The following is a 14,716-nucleotide window of genomic DNA, read 5'->3' on the forward strand; positions in this document are numbered from 1 at the left end:
GTCCTGGCCCACGCCATCGTCCGGGAAGGCGCCAAGGCGATCGCCGCCGGGCTGAACCCGATGGACATCAAGCGCGGCATCGACCTGGCCGTCGCCGCGGTGGTCGAGGAGGTCGGCAAGCGGGCCAAGACGATCTCGACCAATGACGAGATCGCCCAGGTCGGCACCATCTCGGCCAATGGCGAGCGTGAGATCGGCGAGATGATCGCCAAGGCGATGAAGAAGGTCGGCAATGAGGGCGTGATCACGGTCGAGGAGGCCAAGAGCTTCGAGACCGAGCTCGACATCGTCGAGGGCATGCAGTTCGATCGCGGCTACATCTCGCCCTACTTCGTCACCAACGCCGAGAAGATGATCGCGGAGCTGGAGACCCCCTACATCCTGCTGCACGAGAAGAAGCTTCCCAGCCTGCAGTCCTTCCTGCCGCTGCTCGAGGCCGTGGTCCAGGCCGGGCAGCCGCTGCTGATCGTGGCGGAGGATGTCGACGGCGAGGCGCTGGCCACCCTGGTGGTCAACAAGCTGCGCGGCGGGCTGAAGGTGGCGGCGGTCAAGGCCCCGGGCTTCGGGGACCGCCGCAAGGCGATGCTCGAGGATCTCGCCATCCTGACTGGCGGCCAGGTCATCTCCGACGATCTCGGCATCAAGCTCGAGACCGTCACCCTCGACATGCTCGGCCGGGCCAGGAAGGTCGTCATCTCCAAGAACGAGACGACGGTGGTCGATGGCGCCGGCGCCAAGACCGACATCGAGGGCCGCTGCAACCAGATCCGGGCGCAGATCGAGGAGACCACCTCGGACTACGACCGCGAGAAGCTGCAGGAGCGCCTGGCCAAGCTTGCCGGCGGCGTCGCCATCATCCGCGTCGGTGGCGGCAGCGAGATCGAGGTCAAGGAGCGCAAGGACCGCGTCGACGACGCGATGCACGCGACCCGTGCCGCGGTCGAAGAGGGTATTGTCGCCGGCGGCGGCGTCACCCTGCTCTATGCCAGCCGCGTCATCGACCAGTTGAAGCCGGAGAACACCGACCAGAAGGTCGGCATCGACATCGTCCGCCGGGCCCTGCAGGCGCCGGTGCGCCAGATCGTCGAGAATTCCGGCGGCGACGGATCGGTGGTGGTCGGCAGGCTGCTCGACAGCAAGGACCACAATTGGGGTTACGATGCCCAGAAGGGCGAGTTCACCGCCATGGTCAAGGCGGGCATCCTCGACCCGGCCAAGGTGGTGCGGGTCGCGCTGCAGAACGCAGCCTCGATCGCCGGCCTGCTGATCACGACCGAAGCGATGGTGGCCGCGCTGCCGGAGGCGGCCGGCCCGGCATCGGTCGGCGGAGGCATGGACTTCTGACCCCGGAGCCGCCGCGGGACGGCTCTAAAGCAGTTCAGCCGTCGTTGCCCAAGCTCGCCCCGCCCATCGGTGGAGGCCTTTTGTTCGCTTATGCAGTGACAGCAGCCGATGCGCCTCACCCTCTCGGAGGCCGCATCGCTGCTGTCGGATCGACAGGAGGTACCAAGCAATGACCTATGTGCTTCACATTCCAGGAGAGCAGCCTCACGCCCTGCGCTGGACGAACAGAAATCCCTTGTCGAGCTACGGATCTGGTGCACTGGTTTACGAGAAGGGCACAGACATCCTCGACGGGGCCCTGTTTCGGTATCTGCGCGATCACCGTGGTGCCTGGCTCGAGACAGACAGTCCCGACCAAGCTCGACTGGCGCTGCGCCTAAGGTTTAACGAGTTCCTGGCTCCCCTCGGGGATGCACCGTCGATATCGCTCCGCTCTTGATAGCGCGTTCGCACGGCTCTGTGTGGCTGCTCGCTTTCGCTCCCGCCTCTCCCGTGCCAGGCACCAGTTGCGACAGCTTACCGGATCAGTTTGATCAATGGGTGAGGTGCGCTGACCTGCGCCGAGTATCGAGACCATTTCAAGGTGCGGCCGAACGGCGTCGTGCGCATCATCTGGCTGGAGGGGTAAAGGCCCGCCTCCGAAGGAAGACAAACTGGTCGGCATCGCCGCCCAGGCGGCGATCAAGGCGGCGATCAGGCCTTGGGCGTAGCGGCCTCAGCTATGACGCGGCTCACCAGGCTTCCGGTTGCGCTGCATCCACGGCAAGGATCATCACGATCTCGTTTCGCCGACTTCGGAGCCTATATCGGTACAAAACGAGAGGAGGCCGTATGACAGAGCGGCGGGAACTCTATCGCAGCCCGAACGGTGACGCGTGGTTCCTCGGGCGCGAGCCGACCAGTGGTCATGCTTTCATCATTCATCAGCCCAACGCCCCTTCTGGGGGGCGACTGTCCCATATCGAACTGGGTGAGTTCCTGCGCAGCGGTAACGGGCCGGAGCATCAGGCATTGCTGCGCCTGATTGGATCACTGGTCGAGGTGCCTCCATTTGCCTGAGGCCCAACGAGGAGGCGACAGCTGCCGCGACGGCTTCCTCTCGGCGGAGACGGTATCCGGCGCAGCTTGGTTCTCCCCCATCACGCTCCGGGTCGGGTTTCCCGAGGGCCGGTGCGGATTCGGCATCACGTGACGCCGGTCCGGGACCTTCCTGGCTGACTGCAGCTCATGCATCCTGCGCCGAGATCCAAGCGTTCGGCTGGGCCGGATTTAATGCGCTACGACGATTCCGACGACGATTGCCTCCCGGTAAGAGCGTCTTATTCTGCAGGCGCGATGACGATACGAATCCCGACCTCCGTCCTACTGGACGGTCTGCTGCACGGCGCCGACACCGAACGTGTGACCCTCGGTTGGCTGGTGGATAGCTTGGGCGAGCGCTCCTTCGGCTTGGTCATGCTGCTCCTGGCGCTGCTCGCGGCGATGCCGGGTGCGTCCGCCATCGTTGCCCCATTGTTGGCTATGCTGTCGGTGCAAATGATGCTGGGCCATGCCGCCCCGGTCTTTCCCCGGAAAGTCGCCGAGCGCGGCTTGCGGACCGAGCGGCTGGCGCGAACCCTCGGCCGCGCCGTGCCGGTGTTGCGTGCGATTGAGGGATTTATTCATCCGCGCTGGCCGACGCCGTTCGAGGCGACCAAGCGCGGGGTCGGACTGGTGGTGCTGCTGCTCGGCGCACTGCTGCTGACGCCGATCCCCTTAAGCAACATCCCGCCCGCCCTTGTAATCGCTCTGCTCGCAATAGCCTATCTGGAGGAGGACGGAATCCTCTTGTGTGTCGCGCTCGCAGCCTCCGCCCTGCTGCTCGCTATCGCCGCCGGTGCCGTCTGGCAGGCGATGGGTGAGCTGGGCTGGGTGCGGGGGCTTTTGTAGGTACAGATCGGCTTGGGCATCGGCCAATTGGCGCAGTGAATGGGTAGGGCTGGCACGATACTGGGAACATGCCCGGGGCACCGCTTCACAGCCCAGGAGACGCCGAGCCGCAAAACCTCCTTCGGGTCACGTCAGGTCGTGTCCGCTTCGTAGAGTCGGCTGCTACGGCCGCTTTCGGGCGGCCTAGTTGGGCCGGGTCAGCCGGATAGACCGGAACCCCCGAGTTTGGCCGATGTCCGCTGTCGGGGCGCAAACTCGATGACCGCAAATGTTTAGGGCTTCGGATGCCGGCCCTGGCGCGGGAGGTTGTGCCGGGAGCGGGGCCGGCGTCCGAAGGCCTTCAGGGGAGGAAGCCGCGGTCAGCCCGAGCGGTGCCGGCCAACTGAGGCGGGGCTATGGGGATTTGGTCTTGCGCCGAGCCCCGAGCGGTGGACGTGCGGGCGATGACGGCGGCCGCCAGCGCCGGCCGGAGGTGTCCCGAGCGGTCGCCGTGCGGGTTGAACCCGGCGTGGAGGCGAGAGAAGGACGGGTTTGGCGGCGTTCGGCGGCGTGAGGCGCAGTCGGACTGGAGCCGCGCCCGAGGGGCGACGGCGTGGCAGGCTCGGGCGTGTCGGCACGGCGGCATTCATGAGGTGTCGAACCAGAGAGGGAGGCCGGCGGCGGTGCGCGGCGTGTGCCCCCGGCCGAAGATCTCGATGATGCGCATGCGTCCGCCGCAGCAGGGGCAGGCCGGCAGGGTCGTGGTCTCCGGCTCGGCCTCGGCCGGTTCGAGGTCGGAGGCGGCGTCGCCGGCCTGGGCGGCGATCAGGGCCCGGAGGCGGTCGAGGTCGATGGCGCGGGGTCCCTTGGCCAGCAGGCCGTAGTGGCGGATGCGGTGGAAGCCCGCGGGCAGGACATGCAGCAGGAAGCGGCGCAGGAACTCGTCGGGGGTGAGGCTCATGGTCTTGAGCTTGACCGCGCCGGTGGCGGGGTCGGCGGCGCGGTAGTCCTTCCAGCGGAAGCGGACGGCGTGGTCGTCCATGTCGACGAGGCGGCTGTTGGCGATGGCCGTGCGGTGGGTGTAGCGGGCGAGATAGGCGAGGACGGCAGCCGGCCCGCCGAAGGGTGGCTTGGCGTAGACCACCCATTCGGCCCGGCGCAGCGGCGCCAGGTGGGCGGCGAAGGCTTGAGGCTCGGCCAGGTGGGAGAGCTCGCCGAAGAAGCCGAGCCGGCCCTGGACGTGGGCGGCGGCGAGCTTCTCCAGGAAGAGCCGGCGGAACAGGCGCGAGAGCACCCGCACCGGCAGGAAGAAGCCGGGCCGGCAGGCGATCCAGCGTTCGCCGTCGGGGCAGAGCCCGCCGCCCGGAACGATGCAGTGGACATGGGGATGGTGGGTCAGAGCCGAGCCCCATGTATGCAGCACCGCGACCAGGCCGATGCGGGCGCCGAGATGCCTGGGATCGGCGGCGATGGTCTGCAGGGCCTCGGCGGCGGCCTTGAACAGCAGGTCGTAGACCACGGCCTTGTTGTGGAAGGCGATGGCGGCGAGCGGGGCCGGCAGGGTGAAGACGACGTGGAAGTACGGCACCGGCAGCAGGTCGGCCTGGCGCTCGGCGAGCCAGGCCCGGGCCGCCGCGCCCTGGCATTTGGGGCAGTGGCGGTTGCGGCAGGAGTTGTAGCTGACCGCCAGGTGCCGGCAGTCGTCGCAGCGGGCGACGTGGCCGCCGAGGGCTGCGGTGCGGCAGGCCTCGATGGCCGACATGACCTTGAGCTGGCCGAGGCTCAGATGGCCGGCATGGGCGCGGCGGAAGGTCTCGCCATGGGCGCGCAGGATGTCGGCCAGCTCCAGGGCTGGCCGCGGCACGGCCGGTCAGGCGGGCGGCGGCCGGAGATGGGCGAGCGGGCTCTTGACCGCGCCGAGGGTCTTCAGCGCCACCCGGGTGTAGAGCGCGGTGGTGTCGAGCTTCTTGTGGCCGAGCAGGACTTGGATGACGCGGATATCGGTCTTGCGCTCGAGCAGATGGGTGGCGAAGGAGTGGCGCAAGGTGTGCATCGACACCCGCTTGTCGAGCGCCGCGGTCGCCGCGGCGACATGGCAGGCGCGGTTGAGCTGGCGGGTGGTGAGCGGCTGGGCCGGGTCGCGGCCGGGGAACAGCCAGCCCCGCGGCCGGGCTTCCCGCCACCAGACGCGCAGCAGGTCCAGCAGGTCGGGCGAGAGCATGACGTAGCGGTCCTTGCGGCCCTTGCCCTGCTCGACCCGGATCAGCATGCGGGCGGAATCGATGTCGGAGACCTTGAGATGCACGATCTCCGAGGCACGCAGGCCGCAGCCATAGGCGACGCTGAGCGCCGCCTTGTGCTTCAGGCCGGGGGCGCAGTGCAGCAGCAGCGCCACCTCCTCGGGGCTGAGCACGACCGGCAGCCGCTCGCCCGTGCGCACCGTCGCCAGCCGCTCGCCGAAGGCCGCCCGGCCGAGCGTGACCTTGCAGAAGAACCTGAGCGCCGACACCGCGAGGTTCATCTTACCCGGCGAGGCGCCCTGGGCGGCCAGATGCAGCTGGTACCGCCGCAGGTCCTCCGGCTCGGCCCGGTCCGGCGAGCGGCCCAGGAACCGGGCGAAGTCGGCCACCACCCGGACATAGTCGTGCTGGGTCTTGGGCCCGAACTGCCGGATCGTCATGTCCTCGATCATCCGCTGGCGCAGCGGGCTGACGGGTGCAGAGTTCACGGAAGCCTCCTGTCTGCAAGGGGATGGACCCCTTGATTCAGACAGGACCCGCAATCATCGCCCAGGCCGGCTCAACTCTCCGCCCCCGCACCAAGCCCGTGCCGCGGCAGCGGCTTAGTCCTATGGCGCTTCTCGACCGATCCGGTGGCAGCGCCGATTGAGGTCTTGCCTGGCATAGCCGCGGTTCTGCCTCAAGAGGGGAATCGGGCCCTGTCTGTGAATGCTCTTCAAAAGTCCTGGTCTCGGCTGCTCCCTACTGCCATGGCGCACGCCAGCCATATCGGGGGCCTGTGCGCCGCAATGGCGCATCGACAATCCGAGGAGATCACGATGATCGGAGGTGTGAGACGCGCCGTCGGCGTCGGCGCTCTGCTGGCGGCGGCTGCATCCGGCCCTGCCGCCGCGCAGGACTGGCATCCGTCCAAATACGGCGCCGCGGACGAGATCGGCGCCGCCAACCTGCTGACGGCGGAGGTGACGCTCGAGGCCGTCCGCCTGGTGAAGACCGGCAAGGTCTATCCCCTGGCCGTGCCGGTGAACCGCCACCTGCCGGCCTTCCGGCACCGCAGCTTCCGGCTGTACAACGTCCAGCCCGGCGAGCAGGCGGGCAAGACGCTCGGTCCCAACAAGTTCACCTTCAACGACGAGTTGGTCGAGGCCTGGACCGGCGTCGGCACTCAGTTGAACGGCATCGGCCATATCGGCATCGACCACGTCTACTACAACGGCAACAAGGCCGCCGATTTCGTGACGGTCGAAGGCGTGACCAAGCTGGGCATCGAGAAGGTGCCGCCGATGGTCACCCGCGGCATCGTGCTGGACATGACCGGGCACTACGGCCAGGCGATCGTGCCCGAGAGCACCGAGTTCACCGTCGCCGATATCCAGGCGGTGCTGAAGAAGGAGGGCCTGACCCTGCGCAAGGGCGACGTGGTGCTGTTCAACACCGGCTGGCTCGAGCTGATCGGCAAGGACGATAAGCGCTTCCGCCGACCCGCCGCCTGAAGCCCAGGATCTGCGACCGCGAGAGCTCGAGCCGAAGCATGCCGCGCGGATGCTCGTCTGTTGACACAATGCTTTCGAATGCGAGCTTACGGGAAGCGGCTGCCAGGGTGAAAGGCTGTCTGGGGGCAAGCCGCGGCCTGCTGGCGCAAGCCTCACGGCGAAATGCCCGCACGGATGGCCGCTTCGGGTCAAACCCAGCCCGTTCGGTCGATGCCGGGTCTCGGGGCGCCAGCGCGGCGACGACCTATGTTAGGGCTTCGGATGCCGGCCCTGGCGCAGGAGACGGGGCCGGGAGCGGGGCGGGCGTCCGAAGCCCTAAACACAAGGTGAATGTCGACAAGTCACCGTCTGGCCATGCCTTACAGATCGAGGTCGGCCCACAACGCCGCATGATCGGACGCGGCGTCCTCAGCGCGACCGACTTCGGGATAGGCCTCCCAGCGCCGAGGCCTCGATCCCGGCCACATGCCCTTGCGGAAGACTCCGCCCGCCTGCACCCTTTCGAACAGCTTGGGCGACAGCAGCATGTAGTCGATCTTGTTGGCGGCATTGCACAGGCCATAGGTGCCTGGATGGCCGCCTTTGTCGAATGCCGGATGGGCGAAGATGTCCTGCAGCGTCGTGCCTTCGATCAACGGGTTCAGCGGCTTGCTTTCCGGTGTGTCGTTGAGATCGCCTATGACGGCGACATGATCGATCCCATCGGCGATCAGCCCCCGATAGATCTCGGCGATCCGCTCCGCTTGGGCCCGGCGTCGGGCATTCGACGCCGTCGTGCCACCATATCCTTTGCTCTTAAGATGGTTGACCATGACGAGCAGGCGCGAGCCGTTCGGCGTCGTGATCTCGAATTCCGGGCAGTCGCGGGAAAAGACCGGCTGATCGTTGGGGAGACGATCGTCGACATGGCTGCGCAGAGCGCCGATCGGATACCCTTCCCGGGTCATCAGCCCGACGTCGATCCCGCGCTCGTCATTGCCGTCGATAAGCATGACATGCCGAAATGGCGCGCCACCGAGGGCCGGCAGGATCTCGGTATTGAATGCCCAGAGAACCGGGCGGCTCTCGGCCTCGACGACGCCGAGGACGTCGGCTTTGAGATCGTTGATTACCCGCGCCGTATTGCGCATGGCGTGCTCGTTGATCGGTTCATCGCGAAGTTCGAGTGAACCCACCCAGTCGGCCCGGCCCTGAGCCGTGATCATGATGCCGCCTGCCTGCGGCCGTTTAAGCAACCCGCCGCGATTGCGCCGCAAAATAACGAATGGTCCAGTATCGGACTTTTCCAAGCCCAGCTCGACCATGAGTTTCGCCATCCGCGTCTTGTCGGGGGCCGTGTAGGCGATTTGGCCGAGGAGCGCATTGAGCTCCGCGAATCTCTCCAGGACAGGGCGGCCCTGGTCCCAGCTATCCAAGTTCATCGCCTTGGCGCGGTCGAATAGATTTTCGACGTTGTAGACTGCAAGTCGCATGGTCCCCCCTCGATTTTTAGTCGACCAGCGTCTCACTTTTGCGTTTCAATCGCGCGACCAAATTGTTCCGAACCACCACGCAGTTGTCCCCAGCCGCGCCTGGCGGGTGGTGTGGCGTGAAGACCGAACGACGCTTTGACGTCCTGCTGCGCATGTGCTGGCGAACGACCGGCAGAGCGTAGCCACTCTGGGAACATCAACCCCTGGTTCACAGCCCCACGGCGACTTACCTTGTCGGCCCAGGCCCGATCGGGGGGAGCCATGGCTGACCGTGGACATGCCAGCAAAGCAGATGTCGAGGCACTCGCGAAGTTCCTCGCGGGGTCTGCGGTGGCCGCACCATCACAATATGCCTTCGTCCGACGGGGCAGGGTGATGTGCTTCTACGCTGATGTCAGCGTCGCGTTGGAGGTGGGCTCACGATCATTTCCGGACCACGAGTTCTCCGTGATCGACGTTCAGGCCCAGAAAGTGGTCCTTCCGCACTGATGAGATGGACCTTTTGTCCTGATGTCTATGCCATGCTCAGGTGGTATAAGTCTGATCATTGCGGAATGATGACGTCGGGACTCTTCTCATGGCTCATCGACAGGGCTATGCGCTCACCGAAACGGAAATCCTGGCCCTCCAGCTGCACCGCAATCTCCACGGGCACAGCACCTTTGCCGATGACGTCGAAGCGCTCGTCGAGGAGCTGGAAGGCCGGTCCCGGAGGTCGGATGGGGTGAACCAAATCCTGGAACAGGGGCGTCGTTTCCTCGCCGGGCATCGGCAGTCCGGGTGACCGCCGAAAGGGCGGGCGGTGCCTCGGGCGGGCAGGAACAGTCGCGGCGGATTGCAATGATGATCACCGGGGCCTAGGGAGATGCTCCCGCCCGAATCGGGCACCACGCATCAAGGACGAGCATGAACATCTCCGAGCTGACGGATCAGGTCGCCACGGGCAACGGGCTGACGAGGGTGCAGGCCAAGCGGGCCATCGACAGCATCTTCAGGGCGATCGTCGACAGCGCCGCGAAGGGCGAAGAAGTGGCGCTGCCCGGTTTCGGGAAGTTCAAGGTCGCCAGCCGCCCGGAGCGCGAGGGGCGCAACCCGGCGACCGGTGAGACGATCAAGATCGCGGCCTCGAAGAGGCTGACCTTCGCACCGGCAAAAGGGGTCAAGGACGCCATCAACAGCTGACTGATGGAGAGCGGCGCGGGCTCAGCCCGCCGCCGCCGGGATGGAGGAGACTCCGCTCCTCGATCCTTTTGCGCCTCTTTCGACGGCTCCCGAAGATCAGGCGTCGATACTCCGTGGTTGAAGTGGAGCGGCCGTGCCGCCCCCTTCACGCCTTCGCCTTGGTCCTTCGTCCTTTCGTTGGGGCGGGCTCCGGCTCGGCCGGCTTCGCCGCCGCTCGGCTCCGACCCAGGCCGATCGACTTCGCCAGGCTGCTGCGCTGCTGGGCGTAGTTCGGGGCGACCATCGGGTAGTCCGCCGACAATCCCCAGCGCTCGCGGTACTGATCCGGCGTCATGTTGTAGGCCGACGCGAGATGCCGCTTCAGCATCTTCAGCTTCTTGCCGTCCTCCAGGCAGACCAGATAGTCCGGCGTCACCGACTTCTTGATCGGCACCGCCGGCTCGGGTCTCGTCGCGACGGGCTCGATCGGCTGGCCGAGCTTCTCCAGGGCGACAAACACCTGCTGGATCACGCTCGGCAGATCCGTCGTCGCAACCGTGTTGTGCCCGAGATGGGCCGAGACGATCGTCGTCGTCAGCTTGAGAAGTTCGTCATGCGACGCCTTCGCTTCCCCGTTCACTGCCATTCGCATTCTTCCCGCGGCCAATATTTAAGATGTCGTCCTTGTAGAGACACTGAAAGGCCCCGTCCATTCTCCGTTTTGCTTCCAAGCCGCGGTGAAACCCCAGTCGCTGGATAATCACATCCTCGATCATCATGCGGCACGGCCTAGGCGGGCGCGGTCGTCCCGCGCCCGGCTTCGTCGCCGCTATGCCGGTGCTCCTGCGGCTGCGACATGTCAGCTCGGCCGTCCTTGGCGGCCGCGCCTGGGGAGCTCCGCTCCCGTGGAAATCCCGATGGCCCCGACCGCGGCACCGCTTCCCGGCCGGATAGTGCGGGCGACGATATGGCCGTTCTGTTGTGTCGCATCGTGCTCGGAACGCCGGGATGCAGCGGTCCGCGGTGCCGTCCCGAACCATGCGTATCGGAGAGACTGGGGTCCGCTGTCCGTTGACGCGGGATCGAGCGGTGGCCGGGCGGACAGAGGAGCTTGTCCAGCCTCGTGCCGGTGTTCCGCTGTCGAGGCGGATGGCCGGGCCTTGCCGGATGCTTCCCTGCGCCAGTCTTTGCCGCCATGCGCTCGCTGGAACGGGTTCCTGCACGCCCAGCGGTGTCTCCTCCCTTGGCGTGGCGATGCGCACGCCGCCATGTCTCCTCCCGGCCCGTCCGCAGGCACGCCCATGCCGCCTCGGATGGCCCGATCTGGCCGAGGGAGCGGCTCCCGCCTCGATCGCTGATCCGCAACGGCGGGCGCCGGCTTTTTTCCGCCGCCGGGCGGAGGCCCGGCTTTGCATCGCCAGGCAAAAAAGCCGGCGTCCGCCGTCCTCCGCTGCGCTGCGGGCCTGCGGCTGCGGCGCGATCGCCCCTCGGCTCCCGATCGCCATCGAGGCCGCGATGGGCGCGGCCCGAGAACGGAAGAGGAGAGCTAGCATGGCGACCATCGGCACCTTCACCAAGTCCACGGACGGCTTCACCGGCGCGGTCCGCACCCTGACCCTCAACGTCAAGGCGACCATCCGCCCGGCCGAGCGCGAGAACGACAAGGCCCCGGACTACCGCGTCTACGCCGGCGCCATTGAGTTCGGCGCCGCCTGGAAGAAGACCTCGAACGCCGGCCGCGACTACCTCTCGGTCAAGCTCGACGATCCGAGCCTCCCGGCCCCGATCTACGCCTCGCTGGTCGAGATCGAGGGCGAGGACACCCTCTCGCTGATCTGGTCCCGCCGCAACGGCGACTGATCCGATCGATCCGGCGCCCCGCTCTCCGGAGCGGGACGCCTTCGCATGCTCTTGCCGGGCCAGCGAGCGACCCATGCGGCGGACCTGCGGTCCAACCTGTTCTGTAGAGTCTTGCTTTGGGGCTCCGCCCCCGCGCGGGCAAGGGACCGCGATGCTCGGCCGGCGCGGTCTCCCCGACCTTCCTTCGTGCAGGTCGGGTGATCCCCCTCCGCTCCGGCCGCCCTTGCCCTTGCTCCCCCGGTCTCGCCGACGGGCAGGGGTGCAGCGCAGCGCTGCGCTGACACCCCAATCCCAAGGAGATCGACCATGACCACCAGCGTGACCCCGGACGACCAGGAGGTTTCGAGCGGCTTCCATGTCAATGTCGGCTGCGGCGAGCGGATCGGCCGCGTTTCGTCGGAGTGGTACGCCCGCCCCGCGGACGAGCGCTACCTCAGCCTCTCTGATCTGCATGCGGCGGTGCAGGCCCGGGCCCAGCGGGCAACCGCGCGCACGGTCGAGAGCCGGGCAGTGCAGGTCGAGGCGAGCCGGGATAATGACGAGCGGCTGGCGCTGATCGTGCCCGGCCGGGACGAGCCGGTCATGCCGACGCATTGGAGCTTCGGCCAGCTCTGCACGATGATCGGCGCCCCGGCCAGCTACCTGCGGCAACTGCCGGCGCCGATCGCCGGGATCAACCTGCAGCATGGCCTGCTCAGCCACCGCGGCGAACTGGTGAAGACCCTCGAAGCCGAGGCCGGCCGGATCGAGCTCCGCGCCGTCACCGGGCCGGACTACGGCCGCATCTGGGATCACGAACTCGTCTCCGCGGTCCAGCGAATCGCCGGCAACGGCACCGGCGACACCCGCTGGAAGGTGCCGGGCGTGCTCGACTGGGCGACCATGACCCACAACCCCTTTGTCGACGCGACCGCGGAGACGACGACCCTCTACGCCAGCGACCGCGACGTGTTCCTGTTCCTGGTCGACGACACCCACCCGATCGAAGCGGGCAGGCTGCCGAACGGCGAGCCGGACCTCTATTTCCGCGGCTTCTATGCCTGGAACTCGGAAGTCGGGTCGAAGACCCTCGGCATCGCCTCCTTCTATCTCCGCGCCGTCTGCCAGAACCGGAACCTGTGGGGCGTGGAAGGCTTCGAGGAGATCACCATCCGGCACTCGAAATTCGCGGCGCAGCGCTTCGCCCATGAGGCGGCGCCGGCCCTGGCCAGCTTCGCCAATTCCAGCCCGGCCCCCTTCGTTGCCGGCATCAAGGCGGCGCGGGAGCGGATCGTCGCCCGCACCGAGGAGGATCGACAGGCCTTCCTGCGCAAGCGCGGCTTCTCCAAGCCGGAGACCGCGAAGATCATCGCGACCGTGCTGCGGGAGGAAGGGCATCCGCCCGAGAGCCTGTTCGATTTCGTGCAGGGGATCACCGCGCTGGCCCGGACCAAGCCGCACCAGGACGGCCGGCTCGAGCTCGAGGGCAAGGCCCGGGCGCTGCTGGAGCGCGCCGCCTGATCATCGCGAAGCCGTGCGGCTGGATTTCCGGCTGCACGGTTTCAGGTTTGGCGTTCTTCAGGATCTTCAATTTTCCGCCGATCCGCATCCGCGGACCGGCGGGTCTTCTCATTTCACTCGTCTGTAGCCGAGTCCGGATGGAGCAGTTGCCAAGGCTCGATTTTCAATACGGACGCGATTTGCCAGAGCATGACGATTGTTGGATTGCGGACACCACGCTCGATCCCACTGATGTACGTGCGATCGACACCGGACTGCTCTGCCAGCTCTTCCTGAGACAGGTCCGCGTCGATGCGGAATTTCTTGAGGTTGCGAGCCACCAGCTTGCGCATGTCCATGCATGCAGACAAGCCGTGTGTTGACTATCGAACCACGGACTATAGTCTACATCAGCCGGCTTCGCTGATCGACGATCGACGACCGGCGAGCCAGATCTGCTACGGCCGTGACAGGCTCACCAATTGTAGGGCATATTGTTCAGCGGCTGACACTGCGGACCCGATGAGGGGGTAGGGACGAGTGGCTCCTCCGACTGCCGATAGCGCGCCGACCGGCGACGAGCTGACCGACTATGACCGGGAGCATCTGGTGGATTATCTCCGTCTGCTCGATGCGGCGGAGGAGGGGGCGGACTGGCGCGAGGTCGCCAGGATCGTGCTCGGCCTCGATCCCGACCGGGATCCGGAGCGCGTCCGCAAATGCCATGAGAGCCATCTCGCCCGGGCCCGCTGGCTCAGCGCCCAAGGGTATCGCGAGCTCCTGCGCAAAGGCTGACCCGCCGCCGATCCGGAGAACCGGATTTCCGGCGAGCCGCATCGTCGCACTTGCAGTTTTGAGGCGAAGCGTAGTGGCGGCTGTGCACGCAATCGGCATCACGTGATGCCGTTGCGAGGACTTCTCAATCAGGAATGAGCTCCCAAGATGCGGCCGGTGCATTGTTGTTGATGATGCCGGACCGAGGAGACGTCATGCCGAATGGCGACTGGCGGTCACGGGCCGCCTACGACTCTGACCTGGATGCCCCGGACTTCGCCTGGGAGGCGCTGCGGCGGCATCCGGAATATCGGAGCGACTACGAGCGCATGCAGGGGAAGGAGGCTCTCGGCTCCGAGGCCGAGGTTGCGAGCCTCGCCCGGCGCTGGGGGCTGACCTTTTCTGGCGGATCCGCGCCGACGCGCCTCCGAGCAGCCTGTGTTCTGGCTGCCCGAACTGCACGCCCGCACGGTGATTCTGACCCCCTCCCTCCCTGATCCCCCGATCGACGCCATCGTCTTCGATCCCGACGCATGGTTCGGCGCCGTCGCCGAACGTCGGAGCGCGGACGGCCTGCATCTGCTGCTGCGCGACGGCCGGAGCACGCATCGCCTCTGGCTGCCGGGACCTCCGGCCCGCGGCACCGCCGTTGACTCGGCCCTCTCGCTCGACGTGACGGCACCGCTCCGGGCCGAAGCAACCCTGCGGTTCTGGCGGCTGCTTCGAGAGGGACGGCCACAGGCGCCGCCGATCCTGCCGACGCAGCGACGCGACCGCCTCGTGGCGTCGCTCCGCGCCCTCGACGGACGGTCCGAGGGAGCGAGCTATCGCGAGATCGCGGAGGTCCTGTTCGGCGCCGACCGCATCCGCGAGGAGAGCTGGAAGACCTCGTCGATCCGAGACCGGACCATCCGCCTCGTCCGCTCCGGCCTGGCGCTGATGCGCGGCGGCTACCGCCGCCTGCTCGGCCCCCGACGCTGATTCA

The 14,716-nt window shown here is 67.0% G+C and carries 17 protein-coding genes; 11 read left to right on the top strand and 6 right to left on the bottom strand.

Annotated features, from left to right (window positions below; translation table 11 throughout):
* The 3 genes from groL to LG391_RS08890 form a co-directional block, all read left to right on the top strand.
* The coding region (gene groL, locus LG391_RS08880; protein WP_225767657.1) for a chaperonin GroEL at window positions 1–1,344 on the top strand (1,344 nt) is incomplete at its 5' end.
* Between the two features lie 831 nt (window positions 1,345–2,175).
* A complete protein-coding gene (locus LG391_RS08885) occupies window positions 2,176–2,403 on the top strand; it encodes a hypothetical protein (protein ID WP_225767658.1) in 228 nt (75 codons plus the stop codon).
* Window positions 2,404–2,679: 276 nt separating this feature from the next.
* Complete coding sequence (locus LG391_RS08890) at window positions 2,680–3,273, top strand: exopolysaccharide biosynthesis protein (RefSeq protein WP_225767659.1); 594 nt, start codon at window positions 2,680–2,682, stop codon at window positions 3,271–3,273.
* A 625-nt stretch (window positions 3,274–3,898) separates the two neighbouring features.
* Here LG391_RS08890 and LG391_RS08895 read toward each other — a convergent pair.
* Both LG391_RS08895 and LG391_RS08900 read right to left on the bottom strand, forming a co-directional pair.
* Entirely contained in the window at window positions 3,899–5,116 is a 1,218-nt protein-coding gene (locus tag LG391_RS08895; protein WP_225767660.1) for an IS91 family transposase, read from the bottom strand.
* 6 nt (window positions 5,117–5,122) lie between these two features.
* Entirely contained in the window at window positions 5,123–5,980 is an 858-nt protein-coding gene (locus tag LG391_RS08900) for a site-specific integrase (protein WP_225767661.1), read from the bottom strand.
* Window positions 5,981–6,310: 330 nt separating this feature from the next.
* Between LG391_RS08900 and LG391_RS08905 the strand changes: the two genes are divergently transcribed.
* Window positions 6,311–6,985, top strand: a complete 675-nt coding sequence (locus tag LG391_RS08905) for a cyclase family protein (protein WP_225767662.1) — start codon at window positions 6,311–6,313, stop codon at window positions 6,983–6,985.
* A gap of 359 nt (window positions 6,986–7,344) precedes the next feature.
* On the opposite strand, the gene LG391_RS08910 is transcribed toward LG391_RS08905, so the two are convergent.
* Window positions 7,345–8,457: an endonuclease/exonuclease/phosphatase family protein gene (locus tag LG391_RS08910; protein ID WP_225767663.1), complete on the bottom strand. Its 1,113-nt coding sequence runs from the start codon at window positions 8,455–8,457 to the stop codon at window positions 7,345–7,347.
* A 261-nt stretch (window positions 8,458–8,718) separates the two neighbouring features.
* On the opposite strand from LG391_RS08910, the gene LG391_RS08915 reads away from it, so the two are divergent.
* Window positions 8,719–8,946, top strand: a complete 228-nt coding sequence (locus tag LG391_RS08915; protein ID WP_225767664.1) for a hypothetical protein — start codon at window positions 8,719–8,721, stop codon at window positions 8,944–8,946.
* A 55-nt stretch (window positions 8,947–9,001) separates the two neighbouring features.
* Here LG391_RS08915 and LG391_RS08920 read toward each other — a convergent pair whose 3' ends face one another.
* Window positions 9,002–9,226, bottom strand: a complete 225-nt coding sequence (locus LG391_RS08920; protein ID WP_225767665.1) for a hypothetical protein — start codon at window positions 9,224–9,226, stop codon at window positions 9,002–9,004.
* 137 nt (window positions 9,227–9,363) lie between these two features.
* On the opposite strand from LG391_RS08920, the gene LG391_RS08925 reads away from it, so the two are divergent.
* Window positions 9,364–9,639, top strand: coding sequence for an HU family DNA-binding protein (locus LG391_RS08925; RefSeq protein WP_225767666.1), 276 nt, complete (start codon window positions 9,364–9,366; stop codon window positions 9,637–9,639).
* 145 nt (window positions 9,640–9,784) lie between these two features.
* On the opposite strand, the gene LG391_RS08930 is transcribed toward LG391_RS08925, so the two are convergent.
* The gene (locus tag LG391_RS08930) at window positions 9,785–10,264 is read right to left on the bottom strand and encodes a MucR family transcriptional regulator (RefSeq protein WP_225767667.1); all 480 of its coding nucleotides are present in this window, start codon (window positions 10,262–10,264) and stop codon (window positions 9,785–9,787) included.
* A gap of 905 nt (window positions 10,265–11,169) precedes the next feature.
* On the opposite strand from LG391_RS08930, the gene LG391_RS08935 reads away from it, so the two are divergent.
* Window positions 11,170–11,478 carry a DUF736 domain-containing protein gene (locus tag LG391_RS08935; RefSeq protein WP_225767668.1) on the top strand — a complete coding sequence of 103 codons (309 nt, stop codon included), beginning with the start codon at window positions 11,170–11,172 and terminating at the stop codon, window positions 11,476–11,478.
* 306 nt (window positions 11,479–11,784) lie between these two features.
* Complete coding sequence (locus tag LG391_RS08940; protein ID WP_225767669.1) at window positions 11,785–12,978, top strand: DUF932 domain-containing protein; 1,194 nt, start codon at window positions 11,785–11,787, stop codon at window positions 12,976–12,978.
* Window positions 12,979–13,091: 113 nt separating this feature from the next.
* Here the strand turns inward: LG391_RS08940 and LG391_RS08945 are convergent, their stop codons facing one another.
* Window positions 13,092–13,310, bottom strand: coding sequence for a helix-turn-helix domain-containing protein (locus LG391_RS08945; protein WP_225767670.1), 219 nt, complete (start codon window positions 13,308–13,310; stop codon window positions 13,092–13,094).
* Window positions 13,311–13,497: 187 nt separating this feature from the next.
* On the opposite strand from LG391_RS08945, the gene LG391_RS08950 reads away from it, so the two are divergent.
* The 3 genes from LG391_RS08950 to LG391_RS08960 all read left to right on the top strand — a co-directional run bounded on the left by LG391_RS08950 (window position 13,498) and on the right by LG391_RS08960 (window position 14,712).
* Window positions 13,498–13,752, top strand: coding sequence for a DNA -binding domain-containing protein (locus LG391_RS08950; RefSeq protein ID WP_225767671.1), 255 nt, complete (start codon window positions 13,498–13,500; stop codon window positions 13,750–13,752).
* A gap of 194 nt (window positions 13,753–13,946) precedes the next feature.
* Complete coding sequence (locus tag LG391_RS35015; protein ID WP_225767672.1) at window positions 13,947–14,228, top strand: transcriptional regulator domain-containing protein; 282 nt, start codon at window positions 13,947–13,949, stop codon at window positions 14,226–14,228.
* Window positions 14,170–14,712, top strand: a complete 543-nt coding sequence (locus tag LG391_RS08960; protein WP_225767673.1) for a DUF2285 domain-containing protein — start codon at window positions 14,170–14,172, stop codon at window positions 14,710–14,712. The genes LG391_RS35015 and LG391_RS08960 overlap by 59 nt, the downstream gene beginning before the upstream one ends.
* Window positions 14,713–14,716 lie beyond the last annotated feature (4 nt).

Source organism: Inquilinus sp. Marseille-Q2685, assembly GCF_916619195.1.
In the GTDB taxonomy this organism is placed as follows: domain Bacteria; phylum Pseudomonadota; class Alphaproteobacteria; order DSM-16000; family Inquilinaceae; genus Inquilinus.

Bases quoted from the DNA above. Each gene is read 5' to 3' on its own strand.
- LG391_RS08885 (WP_225767658.1), top strand. From the start codon at position 2,176: ATGACAGAGCGGCGGGAACTCTATCGCAGCCCGAACGGTGACGCGTGG.
- LG391_RS08890 (WP_225767659.1), top strand. From the start codon at position 2,680: ATGACGATACGAATCCCGACCTCCGTCCTACTGGACGGTCTGCTGCAC.
- LG391_RS08905 (WP_225767662.1), top strand. From the start codon at position 6,311: ATGATCGGAGGTGTGAGACGCGCCGTCGGCGTCGGCGCTCTGCTGGCG.
- LG391_RS08910 (WP_225767663.1), bottom strand. From the start codon at position 8,457: ATGCGACTTGCAGTCTACAACGTCGAAAATCTATTCGACCGCGCCAAG.
- LG391_RS08915 (WP_225767664.1), top strand. From the start codon at position 8,719: ATGGCTGACCGTGGACATGCCAGCAAAGCAGATGTCGAGGCACTCGCG.
- LG391_RS08920 (WP_225767665.1), bottom strand. From the start codon at position 9,226: ATGCCCGGCGAGGAAACGACGCCCCTGTTCCAGGATTTGGTTCACCCC.
- LG391_RS08925 (WP_225767666.1), top strand. From the start codon at position 9,364: ATGAACATCTCCGAGCTGACGGATCAGGTCGCCACGGGCAACGGGCTG.
- LG391_RS08930 (WP_225767667.1), bottom strand. From the start codon at position 10,264: ATGGCAGTGAACGGGGAAGCGAAGGCGTCGCATGACGAACTTCTCAAG.
- LG391_RS08935 (WP_225767668.1), top strand. From the start codon at position 11,170: ATGGCGACCATCGGCACCTTCACCAAGTCCACGGACGGCTTCACCGGC.
- LG391_RS08940 (WP_225767669.1), top strand. From the start codon at position 11,785: ATGACCACCAGCGTGACCCCGGACGACCAGGAGGTTTCGAGCGGCTTC.
- LG391_RS08945 (WP_225767670.1), bottom strand. From the start codon at position 13,310: ATGCGCAAGCTGGTGGCTCGCAACCTCAAGAAATTCCGCATCGACGCG.
- LG391_RS35015 (WP_225767672.1), top strand. From the start codon at position 13,947: ATGCCGAATGGCGACTGGCGGTCACGGGCCGCCTACGACTCTGACCTG.